This is a genomic window from Aureimonas sp. AU40 (assembly GCF_001463785.1).
Taxonomy (GTDB): Bacteria; Pseudomonadota; Alphaproteobacteria; order Rhizobiales; family Rhizobiaceae; genus Aureimonas.
Window position 1 is genome coordinate 170,978 of the sequence record NZ_BBWL01000054.1, and the last position, 22,269, is coordinate 193,246.

Sequence of the window (22,269 nt, forward strand, 5' to 3'; positions counted from 1 at the left end):
CCAAATTCAATCATTCCTGCATTGGTGGATTGATTCCGTGCGCTAACGGCGGCAATCTTCCCGCATCTGGTCCAACCAAATCGAGCACGAAAGGGTGCCTGCCCATGAACCCGATGAAGGAATGCTTCCGCTGGTACGGGCCGAACGATCCGGTTCCGCTCGCCCATATCCGCCAAGCGGGCGCCACCGGCATCGTCACGGCGCTGCATCAGATCTACGACGGCACGGCCTGGCCGGAACAGGCCATCCGCGAGCGCAAAAGCCTGATCGAGGCCGGCGGGCTGGAATGGGCGGTGGTCGAGAGCATCCCGGTCCACAATTCCATCAAGCTCGGCTCGGGCGAGCGCGACCGCTATATCGGCTGGTACAAGGACACGCTGAAGGCGCTGGCGGCCTGCGGCATCCAGACGATCTGCTACAATTTCATGCCCGTTCTCGACTGGACTCGCACCGAGCTTCGCCACCCCATGCCCTCCGGCGCGCTGGCTTTGCGCTTCGACGCGGTGGATTTCGCGGCCTACGACCTTTTCGTCATCCAGCGGCCCCATGCCGAGGGCGACTACAGCGAGCAGACGATCGCGCTTGCCAAGGCCCGCAAGGCCGAGATGAGCGAGGAGAAGGCCGCCCTCATAGAGCACAATCTGATCGCCGGCCTGCCCGCCAGCGAACGGCAATACGACCGCAAGCTGTTCCTTCAGGCGCTCGGCGACTATGCCGGCCTCGGCCGCGACGAGCTGCACGACAATCTCGCCTATTTCCTGCGCGCCATCGTTCCGGTGGCGGAGGAGCTGGGCTTGCGTCTCTGCATTCATCCCGACGATCCCGCCTTCCCGCTCTTCGGCCTTCAGCGGATCGTCTCGACCTCGGACGACGCCCGGCGCATCCTGGCGGCGGCCGACAGCCCGGCGAACGGGCTCACCTTCTGCACCGGCTCCTACGGCACGCGCGCCGACAACGACCTGCCCGCCATGGTGCGCGAGTTCGGGCCGCGCATCCACTTCGCCCATCTGCGCAACGTGACGCTGGAGCCGGACGGCTCCTTCCACGAGTCCGACCATCTCGGCGGCACGGCCGACATGCCGGCGGTGATCGTGGCGCTTCTGGAGGAGCAGGCGCGGCGCGAGGCGGAAGGCCGGGCCGATTGGCAGATTCCGTTCCGCCCGGACCACGGCCATCTCATGGCCGACGATCTCGCCAAGGACCGCATCAACCCCGGCTACTCCCTGATAGGCCGCCTGCGCGGCCTCGCCGAAATTCGCGGCGTCATGCAGGGCGTGGCCGTGGAGCGCCGCTTGAGGGCCTGAGGCCTGAACCTCGGATCGCAACGATCGCGCAGGCTGCCGCTGGCGGCCTGCGCGACGCTTGGGCCTTTCGACATCTCGAAGCGGGCGGCTGCTCGTCGCTCGTCACGCCCTGCGTGAGAAACGATCCGCCTCGAACAGGAGGCTCGCCGCGCCGACGAGGCCGGCATTGTCCCCGAGCCGCGCGGCCACCAGCGGCACGGCGCGAAAGGGCGCGAGCGCCGCACGGCGCATGGCCGCTTCCACCAGCGGGCCGAGACGCGCGAACTGGCGCGACATGCCCCCGCCCATGACCAGGATCTGCGGGCTGTAGAGATGGAGAAGGCTGGCGAAGCCGAGGCCGAGAAGCTCCGCCTCCTCCTCGACCAGTCGCCCGGCCAGCGCGTCGCCGGCCTCCGCCGCCTCGAAGACCGACGCCGCCGAAAGCGCGCCCCGGTTCGCATGGAGCTGAGAGGCAGACTCGCCCGCCGCCGCCTCGCGCGCGCGGCGCAGGAAGGCCGTGCCGGAGGCATGGGCCTCGAAGCAGCCGCGATGGCCGCAGGCGCAAAGCGCGCCGTCCCGGACGATCGTCATGTGGCCGATATGGCCGGCCATGCCCATGCGCCCGCGCAGGACCCGCCCGTCGGAGACGATGCCGCCGCCGATGCCCGTGCTGACCGTGGCGTAGACCATGTGATCGGCGCCCTGCCCCGCGCCGAAGCGCCATTCGCCGATCGCGGCGGCAATGCCGTCGTTTTCCAGAAGCACCGGCAGGCCGCTCCGCGCTTCCACGGCGCGGGCGAGCGGAAAGTCGGTGAAGCCAGCGATCGTCGGCGTCGCCAGCGCGATGCCGTTGGCAGCGTCCAGCGGCCCCGGCGCGGACAGGCCGATGCCGAGAACCGGGGTGCGCGCCTCCAGCGACATCGCCCTTGCCAGATCGGCGATCTGCGCCACGACGGCCTCGGCGCCCTCCGTGGCCGCCGTCGCCATCACGGCGCGATGCAGCACGGCGCCCGTCTCGTCGATCAGGGCGCCGCGAATTTGTGTGCCGCCGAGATCGATGCCGACGGCAAGGCGCGGGAATGGGCCGATGTCAGAGCCCATGCAGCCAGGCCGTGCGGGCGGTGAGGTCCGGCGCGTTGAAGGCGAGCGAGCCCAGCACAACGGTCTCGGCCCCCGCCTCGCGCAGGAGCGGAACGGTGTTTTCGCGAATGCCGCCATCGGCGGCGAGCACGATGCGATGCGGCGCGTTGGTGGCGTCGATCAGCGCCTTGGCCCCGCGCAGCCGCTCGCCCGCCGCCTCGTTCAGGCTCTGGCCCTTCACGCCGATCGCGGTGCCGAGCAGCGTCAGGAACCGCAGGCGCGGCAGAAAGCGAGCGACATCGCCGACCGGCGTTTCCACCCGCAGCACCATGCCGGCGGCAAGGCCCAGCGCCTCCAGCCGGTCCAGGGCCGCATCGGCCACCGCGGCGTTCTCGACATGCAGGCTGACGAGATCGGCCCCCGCCTCGGCAAACTGCTCGATCTGCGACAGGACCACGGCATCGGCCACCATGAGATGCACATGGATCGGCTTCTGCGACACTTTGCGAAGCGCCGCCACGAGATCGGGAAAGAACAGGAGGGCCGGCGCGAAATGTCCGTCCGCGACGTCGACATGCAGAATGTCGGCATGCGGATCGATGCGCGCCATCTCTTCGGCAAGGCGCACGAGATCGGCCGACCAGACGGAATATTCCGCGATCAGGCGGTCGGTGGGCAGCTGGTCGATCCAGCCGCCGTCGCGAAGGTTCGAACTCATCGGGGCAACTCCAGAAGAAAGCGGGAAAGGGCGGCGTGAAGATCGGCGACATAGCGCGCGCGATCCACCGCCTTGGGCGTGATCTCGACCATTGCGGCGCCGGGAACGAGCGCCGCGAGGGCCTTGGCATGGGCCAGCGGATGAACCACGTCCCTCTCATGGCCGACGACAAGCGTCGGGACACGCAGCCGGGCGACCGCCTCGGCCGCGATGCCGGGACCATCGACCGACATCGCGCGCAACAGGGCGGAGGTCACGGAAAGCGGCTCGCGCGTGAAGAAGCCGCGCAGGGAGGCGAGATTGTCCGGCGCCTCCAGCGCCAGCCGCCGGGCGGTGCCGCCCGCCTCGAACAATCCGCGCGCCTCCTCGCCGCTATGGGCGGCGATGAGTTCGCCGACCTCGGCATTGGGCCGCATGTTGCGCGGCGCGCGCTCCAGCACCCAGGCCGGGCGCACCAGCGCCAGACCGCGCACGAGATCGGGCCTGAGCACGGCGAGGCGCAGCGCGATGGCCGCGCCCATGGAAATGCCACCGATCGCGACCGGGCCGACGCCCAGCCGCTCGATCGCCGCGATCAGATCGTCGGTGAAGGTCGCGATCGACAGGCGCGACAGGGCGCCGGGCTCCGAGCGCCCATGGCCGCGCATTTCCAGCGTCAGCCGGCGCAGCCCGGCCTCCGGCGGAAACCCCTCGCGCGTCTGCCCGGCATCGCCGCAGAGCCCGTGCTGGAAGAAGACCGGCGCGCCGGCCCCGCCGGCATCGTCGAGATGCAGCCGAACGCCGTCCGCCGTCCGGAAGCTTTCCGCCGTCACGCGTTCTGCTCCACCAGTCCGGCTTCAGCGAGTTGCGCGCGCAGGAAACGCGCGACGCCCGGCGCCTCCGCCGCCTCCAGCCCATGTGTCACCAGAGCGCCGCGAAAACCGATCGCGCCGAGGCATCGGAGATAATGCGGGTAGTCGAGCACGCCCTTTCCAGCCGCGACGAAGGCGCCGTCCGGCGCACGGTCCTTGGCGTGGCCCATCGCGATCCGGTCGCCCAAGAGATCGACGGCTTCGGACACGAGGCGGCGCTGCTCCTCCGCGCTCGCGATCTCGAAGAGATTGGCGGGATCGAGCACGATGCGAAGGCGCGGGCTGCCCAACTCGTCGATCAGACGGCGCGCCTTGGCCGCGCCGTCCACGACATTGGCAAGTTCCGGCTCGATGCCGAGGTCGATCTCGTGACGCTCCGCGATGGCGAGCGCCGTTTCCATGGAGCGCAGAAGATCGCGCCAAGCCTCGGGCGAGCCGTTGTCGGCGTGGCCGCGCCATTGGTCGTCGGGGTCGCGCGTGCCCGTGCAGAGCGTGACGAGCCGCGTGCCGAGGGCGGGCGCGGCGGCGGCCAGCGCCTCCAGGCGGCGATGCCCTTCCTCGCGCCGGGCGGGGTCGGGATGGATCATGTTGTAGGTGCCCGACAGCGCCACGAGCCCGACGCCTGCGGCCCGCGCGGCACTCGCCACCCGCTCCGCCTCCGTCGGGGAAACGGCGTCCGGCATGGCGGGCAGGCCGGAACAAGCCATGTTGTACTGCGCGGCGGAGAAGCCCGCTTCCCGCACGCTGGCCAGAACCACGTGCGGATCGGTGCCGGGAAAGGTCTTGGCGAAGATGCCGAGGCGCATCACACGCCTCCCGAGACGTCGGCCAGCGCCACGCGCCGCCCGCCGTTCTCGACGGACCGGGCGATCGCCACCATGCCGCGCACCGAGGCCAGCCCGTCCGCCACGCTGGCGCCGGTCATCTCGGCGCCGTCCAGAACGGTGCGCGCGAAGCCTTCCAACTGGCGGCGGTAAAAATGCCCGTCGGCGCCGAGCACCCGGTGCGTCGCACCGTCCGCCTCGCGGAAGATGTCGACCTCGCTCGACTTGTAGTACCAGGGGTTGAAGGTCTTGCCGACGACGCTGCCGTTCCGCCCGTAGATCTGGAAGCCCTCGTGCCAGTCCATCCGCACCGCGACGGTGAGATCGAGATGGCCGAGGGTGCCGCTGGCGAACTCCACGTCCACGAACCAGCACCACAGGCCGCCGCGCTCCGACAGGCGCGCCTCGACGGCCACGATATCGCCGGCGAAATAGCGCGCGGTGTCGATGAGATGGCAGCCATGGGCGAGCATGTAGTAGCGCCGCAGGTCGGCCTTGGGGTTCTCGGCCGGCTTTCGCGCCCGCGCGCTGGTGACCACCAGCGGCTGCACGGCGTCGGTCATGGGATAGCGATGAGTGGAGTCGCAGTACCAGGCCTTGAGCGCGACGAGCTCGCCCATCTCCTCGGTGATGAAGCGCTTGGCCGCCTGAAGCCCGGCGTCGTAGCGCTTCATGTGGCCGACCTGGAACACGCGGCCGGACGCGGCGACAGCGGCCTGCAGATGCTCGGCCTCCTCCACCGTCAGACCCACGGGCTTTTCGCACAGGACATGCTTGCCCGCTTCCAGCGCGCGGATCGAGGCCGGCACGTGAAAGGCGTCGCCCGTGGCGATGATGACGGCCTCCACCTCCGGGTCGGCCAGCATGGCGTCGTAGTCGGCGAAGGACTTGGCCGCGCCGTGCGTCACCACCATGCGCTCGCGCAGGTCGTCCGCCACGTCGCAGATGGCGAAGAGATCGGCGTTCGCGGCCTTGGTGCAGCTTTCGAAATGGGCGGCCTGCGCGATCTGGCCGGCGCCGAGAACGCCGACGCGAAGACGCCTGTCTTCCTTCTGAGGCATGGAATGGGTCCTGACGGGAAAGCGAAATGGGAACGAAGACAAGCGCCGCGTCGGCCCGGCGCATGCCGGCGGCTGGGCCGTGCGCGGCCGAACGAGACGGCCCCTCCCCGGCACTGTCCCTTCGAGGCGCGACTTTGTTTGGATTGAAAACAAACAGCGAAGCGGGTTAGCTGTCAAGCCGTCTCGAGGCTGGCTGGATCGCCTTTCGGAAACTTTGCCCATGTCGATGCCCAAGGCCGTTCGGCACATCAACGAGAAGCGCGCGCTGGCAGCGCTGGCGCGCGAAGGCGCCCTCAGCCGGGCCGACCTCGCGCGCCATCTCGGCCTCACCCGGTCCACCGCGAGCAGCATCGCGGCGGGCCTGATCGAGGCGGGAATGCTGCGCGAGGCGGCGTCGCCGGAGAGCGGGGAGGCGGCGCGCATAGGACGCCCGGGCACTCGGCTCGCGTTGAACGGCGGCTACGGCACCTTCGTCGGCGCCGATCTCGGCATCGGGCATCTGCATCTGGTGGCGATGGACTTCGCGGGCGCATGCCTCGCCCGGCACAGCGAGCCGCTCGACCCCGCAGGCTTGGGGCCGGAGGGCACGATGGACCGGCTTCTCTCGCGGCTCGGCGTGTTCCGCCGCCAGCTCGACCCCGGCGCGCCACTGCGCGGCATCGGGCTTGCCGTGCCGGGCATCGCCACCCCGGAGGGGAGCGTGCTGCGCCTTCCCATCCTTGGATGGACGGATTGGCCGGCGGGGGCGCAGCTGCGCCGTGCTTTCCCCGATGTCGGCGAGATCGCGGTGGAAAACGACGCGAAGGCCTTCGCCTTCGCGGAAGCCGCATCGGGCGGTGCGGCCTTGAGGGGGCGCACGGTCCATCTCCTGCTCGATGCCGGCGTCGGCGGGGCCATCCTTCAGGATGGAGCCTTGCAGCGCGGCGCGCGGGGCTATGCCGGCGAAATCGGACATATGCCGGTCGGCGAGCGCGGCTTTCTGGAAGGCGCCGCCCTGCCAGGCTCGCTGGAATCCTTCGTCGGCCGCGAGGCGATCCTCCAGCGCTATCGCCTGGAGGGGGGCGAACCGACATGGCCGGCGCTTCTGGCGGCCCTGGAGGCCGGCGAGCCGGCGGCGCGGCGCACGCTTTCCGCCTGGAGCCATTATCTCGGCCGAGGGCTCGCCTCGATCACGGCGCTGCTCGATCCCGACGAGATCGTTCTGGCCGGCCCGGTCTGCGCCCTGTTCCAGCAAGGGGAGAGCGAAGTGCGCGAGGCGCTCGCCCGGCATCTCCTGTCCGGCCAGCCCCTGCCCCGGCTTTCGGCCTCGCGCCTCGGTGCGGACGGCGCGGCGCTCGGCGGCGCCCGGCTGCTGCAGCGCCGCCTCCTGTCGGTGGACGAGGATTTCGTTCTCGGTCGCTTAGAGACTGTTTGACAACTCGGCGACGGAGGGCCGCCGAGGGATTTTTCGTTGCTCGCGAGGCGCCGAACGCAGTCGATGCGAAGGCGCATCGGCGAGGATTGGCAAATGTCCGTGCGGACGGGCGAAACATCGGCCGCGCTCGCGCGGCTCTGATGCGCTTGCGCAGCACTGCTGCGCTTGCGCGGCGTGTCTCGCCCTGGGGCGTCGGCGGAAAGGCGCCGGCGGACCGACCCGACCGGGTTGTCGAACAGTCTCTCAGACCCCGATCAAAGCGCCTCGGCCTCGATCCGGTAGCTGGTTTCCCATGGCTCTCCGGCGCGAAAAGCCTGCGCCGTTCCCTCGCGAAACGCCGCATGACGGATCAGATCGCCCCGGTCGAAGGCCGAGGCGATGGGCTCGACGCCGAGGCCCCGGAACCGGCCGTTCCAGGGCGCGGCGTCGCGTCCGCCCTGGCTCACCCAAAGGAGGCAATGGGGAAAGGCCGCCGGGTCCCAGGTGAAGCGAACGCGCGTTGCCGCCGCCGTGTCCTCCAGGCTCATCGCGCCCTCGCAGCGCCAAAGCTGGACCAGCTCTTCGCCGAGGCCCGCCGCCGGCAGGGCGGCGAGCGAGGCATGGTCTCCCTCCACCGTGTCGATCGCATCGAGCCGGTCGAACAGGGCGTTCGGGCGAAGGCGCGAGACATCGGGCTGGAAGGTCTCGGGGAAAACCTGCCCTTTGGCGAAGGGCGCGGGCTCGACCCGCAGACCCGCCGTCTCGGCCGGCAGGCGGAAGATCGGATGAAGGCCGATCGGCAGCGCGCAGTCGACGCGCGTCACGACCCGAAGGGTGAACTCGACGGCCGCCTCTCCCTCCACGGCCCGGATCTCGCGCTCCAGCCGCTCCACCGCATGGCCGGCGGGAAAGTCGCAGGCGAGCCGCAAGTGTCGCTCACCCTGCTCCACCAATTGCCAGTCGGCGTTGGAGCCGTGGCCATGGTGGGCCGGGTCCGCCTCACCCGTGCCGAAGGGCACGCAGGGCCACTCGCCGCCGAGGGTGCGCAAATGGGCGGGAAAGCGCGTGTCGCTGAGGACGTCCGGCTCACCGTGCCAGGGCGCTTCGGCGAAGGGCTCGACCACGCGCCCGTCCGCCAGCCTCAGCTGGAGATGATGCGCCATGCCGCCGGTCGGGATGGCCAAGACGCGGCCCCGGTCCCATTCGATCGTCCAACCGTCCATCTGCCTGTTCCCCGCCAATTCCGGCGCGCTCCACTTGGCGCCGCCTCGTCTCTACGCAAAACGGCGCCCTTGAACAGGCGCCGTCTGCCGATCTGAAGGGTCTATAGGAGGATCAGCCGCCGACCATCAGCTTCACCACCTCGTCATGGGTGGTGTCGGCGATACGGCGCTCGCCGGCCAGCACCCCGCGCCGGAGCACGACGATACGGTCCGACACGGCGAAAATGTCCTGCAGATTGTGCGAGATGAAGATCACCCCGCGCCCCTGCGCCTTGAGCTGGTGGATCAGCGAGATGACCTTGCGCTGCTCGGGCACGCCGAGCGCGGCGGTCGGTTCGTCCATGATCAGGAGCCGGGCGTTCCAGTAGACCGCGCGGCCGATCGCGACCGCCTGCCGCTGGCCGCCCGAGAAGTTCGAGACCGGGGCCTCCATGCGCGAGACGTGGAAGTCCAGAAGCGCCATCGTGTCGCGCGCCGCGTCCGACATCTTCTTGCGGTCCAGCACCGGCAGGAAGCCGAACTTGCGCTTCATCGGCTCGCGGCCGAGGAAGATGTTGCCGCCGATCGACAGATTGTCGGCCAGAGCCAGGTCCTGGTAGATCGTCTCGATGCCGCTGTCTCGCGCCTCCTGCGGGGTGGAGAAGTGGACCGGCTTGCCCTCCAGCCGGATCTCGCCCGCCGTCGGCTTGAAGACGCCGGAGATCGCCTTGATCAGCGTCGTCTTGCCAGCGCCGTTGTCGCCGGCGAGAGCCACGACCTCGCCGGGGGCGATGGTCATGGAGAAGTCGTTCAAGGCCCGCACCGCGCCGAAATGCTTCGACAGATTCTTGATTTCGAGAATGGGCTCGGCGGCTCTACTCATCGATGCGTCCTCCGCTGAACCGGCGCTGCGCCTGGTCGATCAGAACCGAGATGATGATGACGATGCCCACGCTGATGAACTGCCAGAAGGGTTCGACATTCACGAAGACGAGGCCGTACTGGATCACGGCGATCACGAAGGCGCCGGCGACCGTTCCAAGGATCGTGCCCGACCCGCCGAAGAGGCTGGCGCCGCCGATCACGACCGCGGCCACGCAGTCGAGCAGCAGCGGCTCGCCGGCCTGCGCCGCGCCGGCGTTGAAGCGCGCGGAGTAGACGACGCCCGCCAATCCAGCGCAGAAGGCCGAGAGCATGTAGAGGCGCAGGAGATGCGACTTCACGTCGATTCCGGAGCGGCGGGCCGCCTGGACATTGGCGCCGATGGCGTAATTGTGCTGGCCGAAGCGCGTCTGGCTGAGAATATAGTGCATCACCAGAACGAAGGCGGCGGTGATGAGGATGATGTAGGGCACGCCGAAGATGCGCCCGTTGCCGATCGTGGCGAAGAAGGAATTGCTGACCGGAACCGTGGTGCCGCCGGCCAGAAGGAAGGCGACGCCGCGCGCCACGCCGAACATGCCGAGCGTGCCGATGAACGGGGGAACCCGCAGGCGCGAGACCAGAAGCCCGTTGATGAAGCCGGGAATGCCGGCGACGAGCACGGCCACCAGCGTTCCCACGAGAACGCCCATCGGCAGGCCGAGGCCCGGCGTGGCATAGTTGATGACATGCGCCGCCACCACGGCGGCGAGACCCATGATGAAGCCGAGCGAAAGGTCGATGCCGCCCGAGATGATGACGAAGGTCTGGCCGGTGGCCAGGATCAGCGGCGCGACGGCGAAGATCGCGATCGACTGGATGTTGAAGGAATTGAAGATGAAGGTGCCGCCGAACTCGGCCCGCGCCCAGCCTTCGAAACCGAGCGCCAGCGCCAGGAGGAAGAGCCAGGCGCGAAGGTCGGCGATGCGCTGAAGAAGCGTCTTGGCCTTGTCGGCGTGGTCGGCCTCCGGCTTCACATGGGGGGCGGAGGCAAGGCCCGGCGCCGGAGTGGGAGACGGGCCGGGAAGCGGCGCGTCCGTCGCGGATGCTGTCATGGTGTCACCTTGCCCGGCGGCGGTTCCGCCTCTCGTGGCTGAAAAGGTCGAGATGGGAAGAGAGAAGAGGCCGGCCCCGCCTCTCGCGGGCGCCGGGCCGGCCTTGCCCCGTTATTCGGAGTAGACGTATTTGGCGACGTTCGGGTCGGAGACGTTCGCCTTGTCGATCACCGTGAAGCCGGTGCCGATCGTGGTCGGGATCGACTGGCCGGTGAGATGGGCATAGGCGGACACGACGCCGTAATAGCCGATCTCGGCCGGGTGCTGGGCGATCGCGGCGTCCACGAGGCCGGACTGGATGTTGCCGACGATCGAGCCCGGCGCGTCGAAGGCGACGACCTTGACGTTGCCGGTCTGGCCGGCCTGCTGCACGCCGTTGCCCGCGCCGATGGCCGAGAAGAGATTGGCGCCGAACACGCCCTTGAGGTCCGAGTTGCGGGCGTAGACCGCCTGCAGCTGGCTCGCCGCCTTGTTGGCGTCGTTCTCGTTGAACTGCGTGTCGAGAACGGTGATCTTGGGGAAGTTCTCCTTCATCTCCGCCTTGAAGCCGGCTTCGCGCTGGTCGGTGGTGGAGATGCCGGGCTTGACGTTGGAGACATAGACCTTGCCGCCCGCATCGCCGATCGCCTTGGCGAGCGCGCGCGCCGCCATGCGGCCGCCGAGCACGTTGTCCGAGGCGATGTAGGAAAGCGGGAAGTCGGCGTCGCCCGAGCCGGTCTGGTACTGGCCGGTGCCGATGAACGTGTCGACGGTGATCACCGCGATGCCGGCGTCCTGCGCCTTGCGCAGCGGCTCGACCAGCTGGGTCTTGTCGGTCGGCGCGATCAGGATCGCGTCCGGCTTGCGCGCGATGGTCGCGTCGAGCACCGGCACCTGGACCACGGGGTTGAACTCCGGCCCGCCCTGGAACACGAGGGTCACGCCCAGCGCGTCGGCGGCGGCCTGCGCGCCCTTGCGCATCGTGATGTAGAAGGCGTCCGTGGTGAGGCCCGGAATCAGGGCCACGGTGTATTTCTTGTCCTGCGCATGGCCGGGGCCGGCGGACAGGCCGATGGATGCGGCCACGGCAAAGCCGGCCGCCGCCTTCAGGATCGAACGACGCTGCATGTTTTTCCTCCCTGGGATGAGCCAAGGGTTCCCGACATGCGCTCCCACACATGTTCCGATCGGGGTCCGGCCCGGATGTCTCATCCGCTCGCCGGCAGCTCACCTGTGCCTATGATTTCTGCGTGACCGGCCTTCCGTCAAGTGCAAATTGTTTCTGAAAGCAATTTCATGTCACTTTTCCAACGTCGCGGACGGAATCTTCACCCTTTCGCAGCCTCTTCCAGAACCGCTTCGGCCGTGCGCGGGTCGGTCGCCAAGGCCGAGATCAGGCCGGAGCGGGCCGCGCCCAGAATCGCCGCGGCTTTCGCCTCGCCCACCGCGACGCCGATCACCAGCGGCGTGCGGCGCAGCTGCTCGGCCGACATCGCGATCATCCGCCCCTCGCCCTCCCAATCTGTCACGCTGCCGTCGCGCCGGACATAGTGGCGCAAGACGTCGCCCACGGCGTCGCGAAGCGCGCGCTCTCCAGGGGTCGCGGCCGTTTCGTCCGGGGAGTTGGTGGCCGGCGAATGGGTGGAATGCGGCAGGCCGATGCCGACCACGGCCGCCGCCGTGCGCTCCCAGAGCGAGACGCTTCCGGCGATCGTCGGATCGGCCAGGAAGGCCTCCCGCGCCCCGGCCGAGGGCAGGTAGGGCGCATGCAGGAAATGCGGCGCGCCGCCCATGGTCTCGGCCGCAAGCCGCGCGAATTCGTTGATCTGGAAATGCGGGGCGTGCTGCTGCATGCCGCCCGTGGCGGGCACGGTGAGAATGCCGGGAATTGCCGGCAGGCCGGTTTCCACCACGGCGCGAATCGCCCGCCCCCAGCCGATCGCGACCACAGAGCCGGCCCGCAGGCCGCAACTCAGCAGCATCTGTCCGACGGGCGCGGCCAGCGCGCCGGAGCTCGGCCCAGGCGGCACTTCCACCACGGCGGCCTGCTTCAGCCCCAGCCTTTCGACGAGATCTCGCCCCAGCGCGTCGGGCGAAACGAGATCGCGCACCTCGATGCGCACGATCCCCTCCGCGCGCGCGCGCTGCAGAAGCCGGGAGATCGTCGCGGTCGAGAGCCCGAGGCGCTTGGCGATGTCCACCTGGCTCAGCTCGGACTCGTAATGCAGCTTGGCGACCGTGTGGATAAGAGCCCGCGACGCGGTTTGGTCGGACGAAGGTGAAGAAGCCAGCTTGCAATTCCTTTCAGCAATATGTTACCGAGCTATATCAGCGAATGGAAACATGCAAGCGACCGGGCCGCAACCCGCCTTTCCGGCGGGCCATCGCACCCTGGCGCATCCTTGGGAGGAGGACTTCGCATGGCACGGATGACAACAGCGGAACTGCGCGGCTATCACCAGATATGCGGACCGGACGGGGCGATGATGGTCATCGCCTGCGACCAGCGGGGCGGCATGCGCACGCTCCTGGCCAGCGACCCGGCCGAACAGGCCAAGATCGGCAACGACGTTCTGGGCCTCACCAAGGCCGACATCACCCGCTATCTCGCCAGCCAAGCGAGCTGCGTTCTGGTCGACCCGATCTGCGCGGTGCCGCAGCTGGTGGACGACGCGGTGCTGGAGCGCGGCACCGCGCTTCTGATCGGCCTCGACGCTTCGGGCTGGGACACCTCGCCGGAGGGCTACCGCCTGTCGAAGCTGGTGGACGGCGTCGATGCCCGGCGGGTGCGCGCGCTCGGCGGCACGGGCGGCAAGATCATGGTCTATCTGCGCTCCGACACGCCGGCGGCCAACACGCACAATATCGACATTCTGGAACGGGTGATCGCCGATTTCGCCCGCGAGGACCTTCTCCTCGTCGTGGAGTTCCTGACCTACGCGCTGGAGGGCGAGAGCCCCGAGGCTTACAAGGCCAAGATCCCCGAGCTGATCCAGGGTGGCACGCGCATCTGCCTCGATCTCGGCTCGAAGGTCCTCAAGCTTCCCTATCCCGGCTCGCCCGAATCCTGCGCTGCCGTCACGAAAATGTCGGGCGACGTGCCCTGGGCGGTGCTGTCGGCGGGTGTCGATCACGAGACCTTCCTCGGCCAGGTGGAGATCGCCATGGCGAACGGCGCCTCGGGCGTCATCGCCGGGCGCTCGCTCTGGAAAGATTGCATCTCGCTCGACCGCACCGAGACGCGCAAGCGGCTGGAAAGCGTCGCCGTTCCCCGGCTTCGCGAGATCCAGGCGGTGATCGCCCGCCACCGCGCCCCGGCCGCCAAGGTGGCCTGAACGCCATGGCGGGGCGGAACGCCATCGGCATCGACATCGGCGGCACGCACATCCGCGCCGCCCGCGTTTCGCCCGAGGGCGAAATCCTCGAGAGGGCGCGCGTTGCGAGCGCGCCCGATCCGCAGGTCGTGCTCGGTCGGATCGAGACGCTGGTGGCCGAGCTCGACGACGGCAGCGTCTCAGCTCTCGGCCTCGGCGTGCCGGGCCGGGTGGATTTCGCCGCGCGGCGCGTGCTTTCGGGCGGCTATGTCGATCTCTCCGGCCTTCCCCTCGCCGACCATCTGGAAGCCCGCTTCGGCTGGCCCGTGGTGGTGGACAACGACTGCTCCATGGCGCTGGTGGCGGAAGCCCGCGTCGGCGCCGCCAAGGGCGCCGAGAATGTCGTGATGCTGACGATCGGCACCGGCATCGGCGGCGCGATCCTGGAGCGCGGGGCGATCCTTCGCTCGCGCGGCACGGCCGGTCAGCTCGGCCATCTCAATGTCGATGCCGCCGGCGAGCCCTGCCTTTGCGGCAAGCGCGGCTGCGTGGAAACGGTGAGTTCGGGCACCGCGCTCGGCCGCCATATCGCGCGCGCCGGCCTGCCCACGACGACCACGGCCGCCGAGTTGCTTCAGCGCCGCGGCGAGGGCGACGAGACGGCGCGCGCCGTGCTGCACGCCTGGGCCGCGCCGCTGCGCATCGCGGTGGACGATCTTGTGGCGGTTCTCGATCCCGACCTCGTGCTTCTGGGCGGGGGCCTGGGGGAAGCCGCCTTCGCGGCGCTCGCCGGCATCGAAAAGCAGGCCTCTTGGTACGACAGCCCCGTCGCCCCGGCGCGGCTGGGAGACGATGCGGGCGTGATCGGCGCGGCGCTGGCCGCGCTGCCCGCGCGCGCGGCGTCCAAGCGCCTCGTGCTCGTCAACGGCGTTCCGGCCAGCGGCAAGAGCGGCGTGGCGCGGGCGCTGTCGGACGCGACGGGCTGGCCGATCCTGTCGCTCGACACAATCAAGAACCCGTTCCTCACCGAGATCGAAGGGGTCGATCGCCCCTTCAATCGCAAGCTCGGCCGCGCCAGCCTGCGCGCCATGTTTGCCCTGGCGCGGGAAGCGCCGGCGGGCACGACCCTGATCCTCGACGCCTGGTTCGGCTTCCAGCCCGCCGAGTTTCTGGCCGAACTCCTCGGCGAAGCAGGCATCGACACGGTCGCCGAACTCTGGTGCTCGGCCCCACCTGAACTCATCGGCGCGCGGTACGGCGCACGCGTGACGGAGCGCCCGCCCGGCCATCCCGGTCTCGACTACGTGCCCGAACTCGTGGCCCTCGCCGCAAGGGCGCGCCCGCTCGATCTCGGCCCCCGGCTCGATGTGGACACGACGGAGCGGTTCGACCTGATGCAAACGCGGCAGTGGCTTCTGTCCGCTCTGGCCGACAAAGCGCCGGCCAGTCTGGCGGCCTAGAGGCAGGCGGCATTCTCCGGCATATCGGGAAGGAGGCAGGCCGAAAGCCCCTCCTCCGGCTATGGAGTTCGTTCGTCGGCGCCCTGCGTGTCGCCGATCTCGAAAGCCCATCTGCAAGGCATAAGGACGGGTGCGCCGCAGCGCCCGTCCTTTGCTTCTCCTCTTCGCCTCGCGCCACCGTTTCGAACGTTTCCGCGTCCGAAGGGTTGTATGGGGGTAAGATGGGAGGTTCGAATGGATATGACCGACAGCGAACGCGAGTTCTGGCGCGGCATGCGCGCCTTGACCATGACGACCGAAGGGCACGAGGCGTTCGTGGGCCTCGACCCCAGCGAGAGCGAAACCTTTCTGGACCTCACCCGGCGCAACGAGTCCGGCGAGGACATGAACGGTTCGCAACTCTATCTCACGCTGCGCGAGAAGCATGAGGCGGCGCGACAGGCCATCGTCAAAGGCGAGGCGGAACTCGACGCCTGAGGGCTGGTCCGGCGACACGGTTGCGCCGTGTCTCCGCGCCTACCGGCCGTTGCCTAACTCCGGATCGTAAGCACTTCCAGATCGCGCGACGACACGATAGCCGGAACACTTCTAGCCGAGACGAATTGTCGAGTTCCCGTCGGCATCTTGGTTAAAGAGCTTACCTCAGCAGCTTCGTGGCACTCGTATCAAACGGCTCGGCGCCAGTTGGGCGCGGCGACGGCGTCGAAGCCCTGATGCCAGGCGATGCCGTCCGCGCTGCCGGAACGATAAGGGTTGTCGTGCCGGTTCATGTTCTTCTCGGCGGCCTCACGGCCTTCGAGTTGAACGCTCTCGTTGCGGGTCATCGGATTGCCGCCGGGAGCGGTCGAAGCGCGGGGCTGAAGCAAAGCGTCCTCCTCTTGATCTTTGACGATAAGTCTTGCTCGCAAATCTTGATCAGACCTGAAGGGCATTTGGTGCGCTGCGCTCGGTTAATCCCTTCAACTTCGCAGTCACATCCGAAACATTGCTTTGCAAAATCATTCGGCAGCATTCCGCAAGCTTGAACGGACCCGGCCGGGCGCCGGCGCCAATCCCGTCGAAATTGACGGTTGTGCCGGCGCGCAACGGCTGATTTCCAGCTTGTCCGCAAGCTCTCGCCCCGAGGACATGCGCCAGCGCGGGTTCGTCGCGTTCGCCTCGATCAGTGATGCATCACGACACTATGCGCTCTGGCGTCCTCGCCTCCTCGGGAAGCCAGGAGCGGTAGAGCGGATGATCGGCGGTGATGGGAAGCACCGTCGGGTGCCCGCTTCGCTGCGAGGCGTAGGCGGCGGTCACGAGCTCGAGCGAGTTGCGCGCGTCCTGCAGGGTCACGGGAGGCTCCGCCCCGGAGAGGATCGCCGCGTGGAAGAGCTCGAACTGCCGGGTATAGCCGTCCTCCCGCCCCTCGTAGCCCGCCAGCGCGGCGTCGACGCGCGCCTGATGCTCGGGCGTTCCCGCGACGAAGCTCCAGGGATCGCGCCCCATCGTGTAGGGCTCCAGAATGCTTTCGGCGACAAGGTCGTGAAAGCAGAAGCGCAGGCGCGAGATTTCCCGGCGCGAGCCGAGCGTCATGGAAAGGCTGGCCAGCGAGCCGTTCTTCATGCGCACCGAAAGCGCGGCGGTGTCCTCCACCTCGATCGGGTTCACCAGCGTCGCGCCATAGGCGAAGACATCGGCGCAGTCGCCATGGACGTAGTTGAGCATGTCATGCGCGTGGATGGCGTGGCCGAGCAGGCCGCCACCCAGCTCCGACCGCCACTTGCCGCGCCAGGGCACCTCGTAATAGTCCGGCCCGCGCCACCAATGCGTCTCGATCGTGGTGAGGAAGGGCCGGCCCGTCAGCCCCTTCTCGATCAGGAGCTTCAGCTTCTGAAGGCCCGTGCCGTAGCGATACTGGAAGATCGGCATGAGCTTGGGGCCGTTCGCGCGCGCGACGATGGCGGCCATCTCGTCCACCTCCGCGACCGAGCCGAAGAGCGGCTTCTCGCAGACGACATGCTTGCCCGCCTCGATCGCCCGGCGGCACAGGTCGAAATGCGAATCCGGCGGCGTGCAGATGTCGATGATGTCGAGATCGTCGCGCCGAAGAAGCGTCTCGACATCCTGCGTGTAGTCGGCAATCTCGTATTTCGCGCAGAGATCGCGGCCGCGCCCTTCGTCCAGCGAACACAGGACGGGCACCTCGAACAGGTCCTTGTTCCAGCCGTAGCCGGCCAGATGCCGTTCGGCGATCCCAGCTCCGACGACGCCGACGCGCAGTTTCCGGCTCATGTCCCGCCCCTCCTTCAACGATTGCCGATGCGCACGGCCTTCGCCTGCGCTTCCAGCGACAGGCGGCAGACCTCGTAGACATGGGCCTGCCGCATGGCCGTCTCGGTGCGCGCGCGCACGTCTTCAGCAAAGGCCTCGAAATAGATCAGCTTTTCCCCGCTACAGTCGATGTGGGTGTTCGTCGTGCCGTTCACGAGGAAGAGGTGGTCCTTCCCCGGTCGGCCCGAAATGTCGATATATTTGCGAAGCTCGATATAGCCTTCGGTGCCCAGAATCGTCAGCCGCCCGTCGCCCCAGGTGCCGAGCGCGTCGGGCGTGTACCAGTCCACCCGCACGAAGCCCGAGGCCTTGTCGGAGCGCAGCGTGATGTCGCCATAGTCCTCGAAGCGCGGGCGGTCGGGCATGGCGAAATTGCCGATCGTGCTCGCCACCACCTCGGCCGTGTCCGAGCCGGTGTAGAACAGGAACTGGTCGATCTGGTGCGAGGCGATGTCCACGATGATGCCGCCGAACCGGTCGGGATCGAAAAACCAGTCCGACCGCGTGGCAAGCTGCAGCCGGTGCGGCCCCATGCCCATGGTCTGCACCACCTTGCCGATGGCCCCCTCGCGCACGAGTTGCCCGGCCTTGACGGCGGAGCGCACGCTGTGGCGCTCGGTGAAGCAGACGGAGAAGATGCGCCCGGTGCGCTCGGCCGTGCGCCGCACCTCGTCCAGCTGGTCGAAGGTGGTGACACCGGGCTTGTCGGTCATCACGTCCTTGCCCGCCTCCATGGCGCGCACGGCAAGGCCCGCCCGGTCGGAAGGGATCGCGGCGATGCAGATGATGTCGATCGTGGGATCGGCGAAGAGCGTCTCGCGGTCCACCTTCGGGGCGCCGGGATAGTCGGCCTCGATCGCCGCCAGGACGCCCGGCGCGGTGGTCTTGGGGCAGTAGCCGGCGAACTCGCAGCCCGCCGCGATCAGGCCCTTGATGTGATCGAAAATATGCCCGTGGTCGATGCCAATGGCTGCGAATCTCAGCATGTCCGACTGCCCCTCCCGTCACGGATCGCCGCGCAAATGCTCCCAGTGCGCGACCCCGGTCAGACCCGATACAGGGAGGGAGTGCTTGTCAAGGCGCCGCCGGGCGGGCTTTCGGACAGTTTACCGAACGACATCCGGAACGAGCCAGAACGCTGGTAAGACCAGAGACGCTCGCCCTACAGCGCGATGAAGCCGAGCGGCTTCGCGCCACCGAGAGCAGCGGCCGTCACGTCCCTATGCAAGCCGGCGCGGCTTCGCGCCTACGGCGTCTTGGCGGCTTCGTCCAGCAGCGCGGCGAAGGTGGCCTGGGCTTTGCCGGGGTGCTTCACGGCTCGCGCCGCGTCCAGCTTGGCGGGCTTGCCCACCACCACCAGCGCCACCATGCCCATGCCGTAATGCGGCGTGCACTTGATGCCGTAGAGCCCCTCTGGGCCGACGGTCAGCGTGTAGGGCTTGTTGAAGCCGCTCTTGAAGGGCTCGACGCCCTCCGGCCAGATGTCCTTGACGGACTCGGCGTTGTGGCCGGGCTGTGTCGGAACGAAGGTCACGGTGTCGCTGGGCTCGGCGCGCACGAAGTCCGGCTCGAAGACCATCGCGCCCTTGGCGCCGATATTCAGCATCTTCACCACATGGTCCGCCGCCTCCGCGCCCGAGGCGAAAGCGAGGAGACCGGCGGCGAGGACGAGGCGAAGATGGGATCTGTTCAGCATGTCGAGCTGTCCGCGTTGGATCAAGGGAAAGAAGGCGGGCGCATCCGGGGAGAAGGACGCCGGAGCTTGAAGCATTTCCCAGGCAAAGCGGACAGGCTTTGCCTGGGATAAAGAGGCCGAGAGCCTTCGAACCGCCTCACGTCGGTTCGAAGGCCGGGGGATGGAGACCGGCGCGGGATCGCCACGCGCCGGCTGGCGTCAGAGTTCGCCGCGCGACATGCGACCGGCGATGTGATCGGCCTGTCGCAGAGCCAGCGCGACGATCGTCAGGGTCGGGTTCTCCGCCGCGCCGGTGGTGAACTGCGAGCCGTCCGAGACGAAAAGGTTGGAGATGTCGTGCGTCTGGCCGAACCGGTTGACGACGCCGTCGCTCGCCTTCTCGCTCATGCGGTTGGTGCCGAGATTGTGGGTCGAGGGATAGGGCGGGGTGTGGATGGTGCGCAGCGCGCCCACAGCCTCGTAGATCGCGGAGCCCTGTTTGTAGGCGTGGGCGCGCATCGCCGTGTCGTTCTCGTGATCGTCGAAATGGACGGAGGCGACGGGCATGCCGAAGGCGTCCTTCTCCTCCGCCAGGGTGATGCGGTTGTCCTCGCGCGGCATGTCCTCGCCCACGATCCAGAGCCCGGCGAGGTTCTGGTAGTTGTCGAGCGCGCTGGAAAAGTCGCGGCCCCATTTCTGCGGGTCGAGAAAGGCGGCCATGAAGGGCAGACCGAGCGACAGCGTCTCGAACTCGTAGCCGCCGGCAAAGCCCCGCTTGGTGTCGTGATGCGCCTCGTCGCGCACGATCCCGGCCATGGTCGTGCCGCGATACATGTGGACGGGCTTGTCGAACACGCCGTAGACCGAGCCTGTCGTGTGGCGCATGTAGTTGCGCCCGACCTGACCGGAAGAATTGGCGAGCCCGTCCTTGAAGAGGCTGGACTGCGAGTTGAGAAGGAGGCGCGGGCTCTCGATCGAATTGCCCGCGACGGCGACCGCCCGCGCCTTCTGCCGCTGCTCCACGCCGTTGGCGTCGGCATAGACGACGCCCGTCACCTTGCCCGCCGCGTCGTGCTCGATGCGCAGGACCTGGCATTCCGGCCGCACTTCCAGCTTGCCCGTCGCTTCGCCCTTCGGGATTTCGGCCACGAGCGTCGACCATTTGGCGCCCGACTTGCAGCCCTGGAAGCAGAAGCCGAGCTGCATGCAAGAGCCCCGGTCGTCGCGCGGCTCGGAATTGATGGCCATGCGGCCGGTGTGGACTTCCTTGTAGCCGATCTTCTTGGCGCCCGCTTCCAGCACCTTGAAGTTGTTGTTGCCGGGCAGGCCGGGAATGCCGTTGGTGCGCGTCACGCCCATGCGGTTTTCCGCCTCGGCGTACCAGGGCTCCATCTCCTTCAGGTCGATCGGCCAGTCCAGGAGATTGGCGCCTGCCATCTCGCCGTAATGGGTGCGGGTCTTGAACTCGTGCTCCTGGAAGCGCAGCGAGGCGCCCGCCCAGTGCACGGTGGAGCCGCCGACCGATTTCACGATCCAGGCCGGCAGGTTGGGAAAGGTGCGCGAGATGTCCCAGCTTCCCGACGTCATGCGCTTGTCGGTCCAGGCGAGCTGGCTGAACGAGTCCCACTCGTCGTTGATGAAGTCCCAGGTCTCGTGCCGCTTTCCCGCTTCCAGGATGACGGTGTCGATGCCTTTCAGCGCGAGCTGCGTGCCGAGCGTGCCGCCGCCCGCGCCCGAACCCACGATGACGAAGACGCTGCCGTCGTCGAGGTCATAAGGTGCTGCCATGATTGCTTGCCTCCCGCCCCATCGCGAACGCGCTTCGTCTTGGCGCGAAGCGTCGGCGTGCCCGGGGCCTCTCCATCGGGTTGAAACGCTGCGTGCGGCGGGTCAGGCCAGCCAGTCTATGTCGTTGAAGCCGCGTTCGAGATAGCCGCCCTTGTCGAAGGAGGAGCCCTCGTAGCCGAAGAGGGGCCAGAGATCCTTCTGGTTGTAGAGGCCGACCACGAGATTGCCGCGAACCTTCTGGAAGAAGGGCGAAGGCTCGATGGCTTTCAGCAGCGCCACCCGGTCCGCCTCGGCCGCCACGCGGGCATAGGGTGCGCCATGAGCGCTGGCGGCGGCGCGGTTCAGCGCGGCCATGCCGTCTTCCAGAAGGGTCAGCTGGTCGGGCGAGCCGCGCGCGGCCTCGTCCAGGATCTCGACGGCGGTGGCGTAGTGCTTGTCCTCGATCCGGTCGTGCGGGTAGCAGTCGCGCGACATCTGGACCAACGAGGCGAAGGTCTCCGGCTTGGTGGCCTTGGGCATCTGAGCCCAGGCGCGGCCCTGCACGAGCCCGCTCGGCAGGATCGTCATGGCCAGCAGCGTCGTGCCGGCTCCCCTCAAGAAGACACGGCGGGACAGGCCCGCCGCAGCGATGGACTGCGTCGTCATTCGTTCCTCCCATCTTGACCCGGCCGCCGCCCCTCGTGCCTCCCAGCCCGGAACGGTGACCTATCCCCTTGGCCCTCCGCGTGTTTTCGCGGCGGCATGCCTTATCGGAAGCGCCAGCTCCGTTCCAAAACCTCGATCTTGTAGCCGTCGGGATCTTCGATGAAGAAGAAGCGCGCGGCGTTTCCGCCCGGCGTCTTCAACTCCTTGATGTCCTTGGGCGCGAGGCCGGCCGCTTTCAGCCGCGCGTGCTCGGCCTCCAGCGCCTCGACGGACACGGCGAGATGGCCATAGCCGGTGCCGAGGTCGTAGGGCCCGGACTGGCCCTTGTTGACCGTCAGCTCCAGTTCGAAACCGCTTTCCGCGTTCTTCATGTAGATCAGCGTGAAGCTGTCGAAATCGATCCGATCGGCCACGGCGAGGCCGAAGGCCGTCTCGTAGAAAGCCCTTGAGCGTTCCTCTTCGAGAACGCGGATCATGGAATGAATGAGTCTCGCCAAGCCTCGCCCCCAACCGGTCCGTCAGCTGCCAAATCAGCTTTGGAATGATTCTTAAGACGATTGCGGAGGCAAGGGGTAGTAAGGGGTTAGGACAGGGCGCACGGCGATGGAAAATCGTGCGGCGAGCGCGGCTCGAGACAGCTTGCAGCAGGATTTCGGCCCGCCCGGTCGTGCCCCTTTTGCAAGGTTCGAGAACTCTCGGTCGGCTCG

The 22,269-nt window shown here is 68.2% G+C and carries 22 protein-coding genes; 5 read left to right on the top strand and 17 right to left on the bottom strand.

The annotated features are described in order from the left end of the window. The first annotated feature begins 113 nt into the window (after positions 1-113). The gene (gene uxuA, locus AUL32_RS21870) at positions 114-1,304 is read left to right on the top strand and encodes a mannonate dehydratase (protein ID WP_061978970.1); all 1,191 of its coding nucleotides are present in this window, start codon (positions 114-116) and stop codon (positions 1,302-1,304) included. A 102-nt stretch (positions 1,305-1,406) separates the two neighbouring features. On the opposite strand, the gene AUL32_RS21875 is transcribed toward uxuA, so the two are convergent. Genes AUL32_RS21875 through AUL32_RS21895 form a run of 5 tightly spaced genes read right to left on the bottom strand, consistent with a single transcriptional unit; the run spans position 1,407 to position 5,817 of the window. Then, a complete protein-coding gene (locus AUL32_RS21875) occupies positions 1,407-2,384 on the bottom strand; it encodes an ROK family protein (RefSeq protein ID WP_062119895.1) in 978 nt (325 codons plus the stop codon). Next, positions 2,374-3,081 carry a ribulose-phosphate 3-epimerase gene (locus AUL32_RS21880; RefSeq protein WP_062119897.1) on the bottom strand — a complete coding sequence of 236 codons (708 nt, stop codon included), beginning with the start codon at positions 3,079-3,081 and terminating at the stop codon, positions 2,374-2,376. Before AUL32_RS21880 ends, AUL32_RS21875 begins: the two co-directional genes overlap by 11 nt. Then, the gene (locus tag AUL32_RS21885; protein ID WP_062119900.1) at positions 3,078-3,893 is read right to left on the bottom strand and encodes an alpha/beta fold hydrolase; all 816 of its coding nucleotides are present in this window, start codon (positions 3,891-3,893) and stop codon (positions 3,078-3,080) included. The genes AUL32_RS21880 and AUL32_RS21885 overlap by 4 nt, the downstream gene beginning before the upstream one ends. Then, positions 3,890-4,738 carry a sugar phosphate isomerase/epimerase family protein gene (locus tag AUL32_RS21890; protein WP_062119903.1) on the bottom strand — a complete coding sequence of 283 codons (849 nt, stop codon included), beginning with the start codon at positions 4,736-4,738 and terminating at the stop codon, positions 3,890-3,892. Before AUL32_RS21890 ends, AUL32_RS21885 begins: the two co-directional genes overlap by 4 nt. Then, positions 4,738-5,817, bottom strand: a complete 1,080-nt coding sequence (locus AUL32_RS21895) for a Gfo/Idh/MocA family protein (RefSeq protein ID WP_062119906.1) — start codon at positions 5,815-5,817, stop codon at positions 4,738-4,740. Before AUL32_RS21895 ends, AUL32_RS21890 begins: the two co-directional genes overlap by 1 nt. 220 nt (positions 5,818-6,037) lie before the next feature. On the opposite strand from AUL32_RS21895, the gene AUL32_RS21900 reads away from it, so the two are divergent. After that, the gene (locus tag AUL32_RS21900; protein ID WP_062119909.1) at positions 6,038-7,231 is read left to right on the top strand and encodes an ROK family transcriptional regulator; all 1,194 of its coding nucleotides are present in this window, start codon (positions 6,038-6,040) and stop codon (positions 7,229-7,231) included. 254 nt (positions 7,232-7,485) lie between these two features. Here AUL32_RS21900 and AUL32_RS21905 read toward each other — a convergent pair whose 3' ends face one another. The 5 genes from AUL32_RS21905 to AUL32_RS21925 all read right to left on the bottom strand — a co-directional run bounded on the left by AUL32_RS21905 (position 7,486) and on the right by AUL32_RS21925 (position 12,658). Next, positions 7,486-8,433: a hypothetical protein gene (locus AUL32_RS21905; protein ID WP_062119912.1), complete on the bottom strand. Its 948-nt coding sequence runs from the start codon at positions 8,431-8,433 to the stop codon at positions 7,486-7,488. 112 nt (positions 8,434-8,545) lie between these two features. Next, entirely contained in the window at positions 8,546-9,295 is a 750-nt protein-coding gene (locus AUL32_RS21910) for an ATP-binding cassette domain-containing protein (protein ID WP_061978836.1), read from the bottom strand. Further along, positions 9,288-10,388: an ABC transporter permease subunit gene (locus AUL32_RS21915; RefSeq protein ID WP_082659989.1), complete on the bottom strand. Its 1,101-nt coding sequence runs from the start codon at positions 10,386-10,388 to the stop codon at positions 9,288-9,290. The genes AUL32_RS21910 and AUL32_RS21915 overlap by 8 nt, the downstream gene beginning before the upstream one ends. 111 nt (positions 10,389-10,499) lie before the next feature. After that, positions 10,500-11,495, bottom strand: coding sequence for an ABC transporter substrate-binding protein (locus AUL32_RS21920; protein ID WP_061978837.1), 996 nt, complete (start codon positions 11,493-11,495; stop codon positions 10,500-10,502). A gap of 200 nt (positions 11,496-11,695) precedes the next feature. Further along, on the bottom strand, positions 11,696-12,658 hold the full coding sequence (locus AUL32_RS21925; RefSeq protein ID WP_062119915.1) for a sugar-binding transcriptional regulator: 963 nt from the start codon (positions 12,656-12,658) through the stop codon (positions 11,696-11,698). 129 nt (positions 12,659-12,787) lie between these two features. Between AUL32_RS21925 and AUL32_RS21930 the strand changes: the two genes are divergently transcribed. The 3 genes from AUL32_RS21930 (at position 12,788) to AUL32_RS21940 (ending at position 15,618) form a co-directional block, all read left to right on the top strand. Further along, entirely contained in the window at positions 12,788-13,702 is a 915-nt protein-coding gene (locus AUL32_RS21930; protein WP_062119918.1) for a tagatose-bisphosphate aldolase, read from the top strand. A gap of 5 nt (positions 13,703-13,707) precedes the next feature. Then, positions 13,708-15,141, top strand: coding sequence for an ROK family protein (locus AUL32_RS21935; protein WP_062119921.1), 1,434 nt, complete (start codon positions 13,708-13,710; stop codon positions 15,139-15,141). A 234-nt stretch (positions 15,142-15,375) separates the two neighbouring features. After that, complete coding sequence (locus tag AUL32_RS21940; protein ID WP_062119924.1) at positions 15,376-15,618, top strand: hypothetical protein; 243 nt, start codon at positions 15,376-15,378, stop codon at positions 15,616-15,618. Between the two features lie 188 nt (positions 15,619-15,806). Here the strand turns inward: AUL32_RS21940 and AUL32_RS21945 are convergent, their stop codons facing one another. From AUL32_RS21945 to AUL32_RS21975, 7 genes are all read right to left on the bottom strand, one after another. Continuing rightward, a complete protein-coding gene (locus AUL32_RS21945; RefSeq protein ID WP_062119927.1) occupies positions 15,807-16,007 on the bottom strand; it encodes a hypothetical protein in 201 nt (66 codons plus the stop codon). 307 nt (positions 16,008-16,314) lie between these two features. Next, positions 16,315-17,415 carry a Gfo/Idh/MocA family protein gene (locus tag AUL32_RS21950; protein ID WP_062119930.1) on the bottom strand — a complete coding sequence of 367 codons (1,101 nt, stop codon included), beginning with the start codon at positions 17,413-17,415 and terminating at the stop codon, positions 16,315-16,317. 14 nt (positions 17,416-17,429) lie between these two features. After that, the gene (locus AUL32_RS21955) at positions 17,430-18,440 is read right to left on the bottom strand and encodes a Gfo/Idh/MocA family protein (RefSeq protein ID WP_062119933.1); all 1,011 of its coding nucleotides are present in this window, start codon (positions 18,438-18,440) and stop codon (positions 17,430-17,432) included. Positions 18,441-18,700: 260 nt separating this feature from the next. Further along, a complete protein-coding gene (locus AUL32_RS21960; protein WP_062120134.1) occupies positions 18,701-19,150 on the bottom strand; it encodes a pseudoazurin in 450 nt (149 codons plus the stop codon). Between the two features lie 198 nt (positions 19,151-19,348). Next, positions 19,349-20,917 (bottom strand): GMC family oxidoreductase, encoded by a 1,569-nt coding sequence (locus tag AUL32_RS21965; protein ID WP_062119936.1) that lies wholly within the window; start codon positions 20,915-20,917, stop codon positions 19,349-19,351. Between the two features lie 102 nt (positions 20,918-21,019). Further along, the gene (locus tag AUL32_RS21970) at positions 21,020-21,562 is read right to left on the bottom strand and encodes a Twin-arginine translocation pathway signal (protein WP_062119939.1); all 543 of its coding nucleotides are present in this window, start codon (positions 21,560-21,562) and stop codon (positions 21,020-21,022) included. Positions 21,563-21,663: 101 nt separating this feature from the next. Beyond that, a complete protein-coding gene (locus tag AUL32_RS21975; RefSeq protein ID WP_062119942.1) occupies positions 21,664-22,059 on the bottom strand; it encodes a VOC family protein in 396 nt (131 codons plus the stop codon). Positions 22,060-22,269 lie beyond the last annotated feature (210 nt).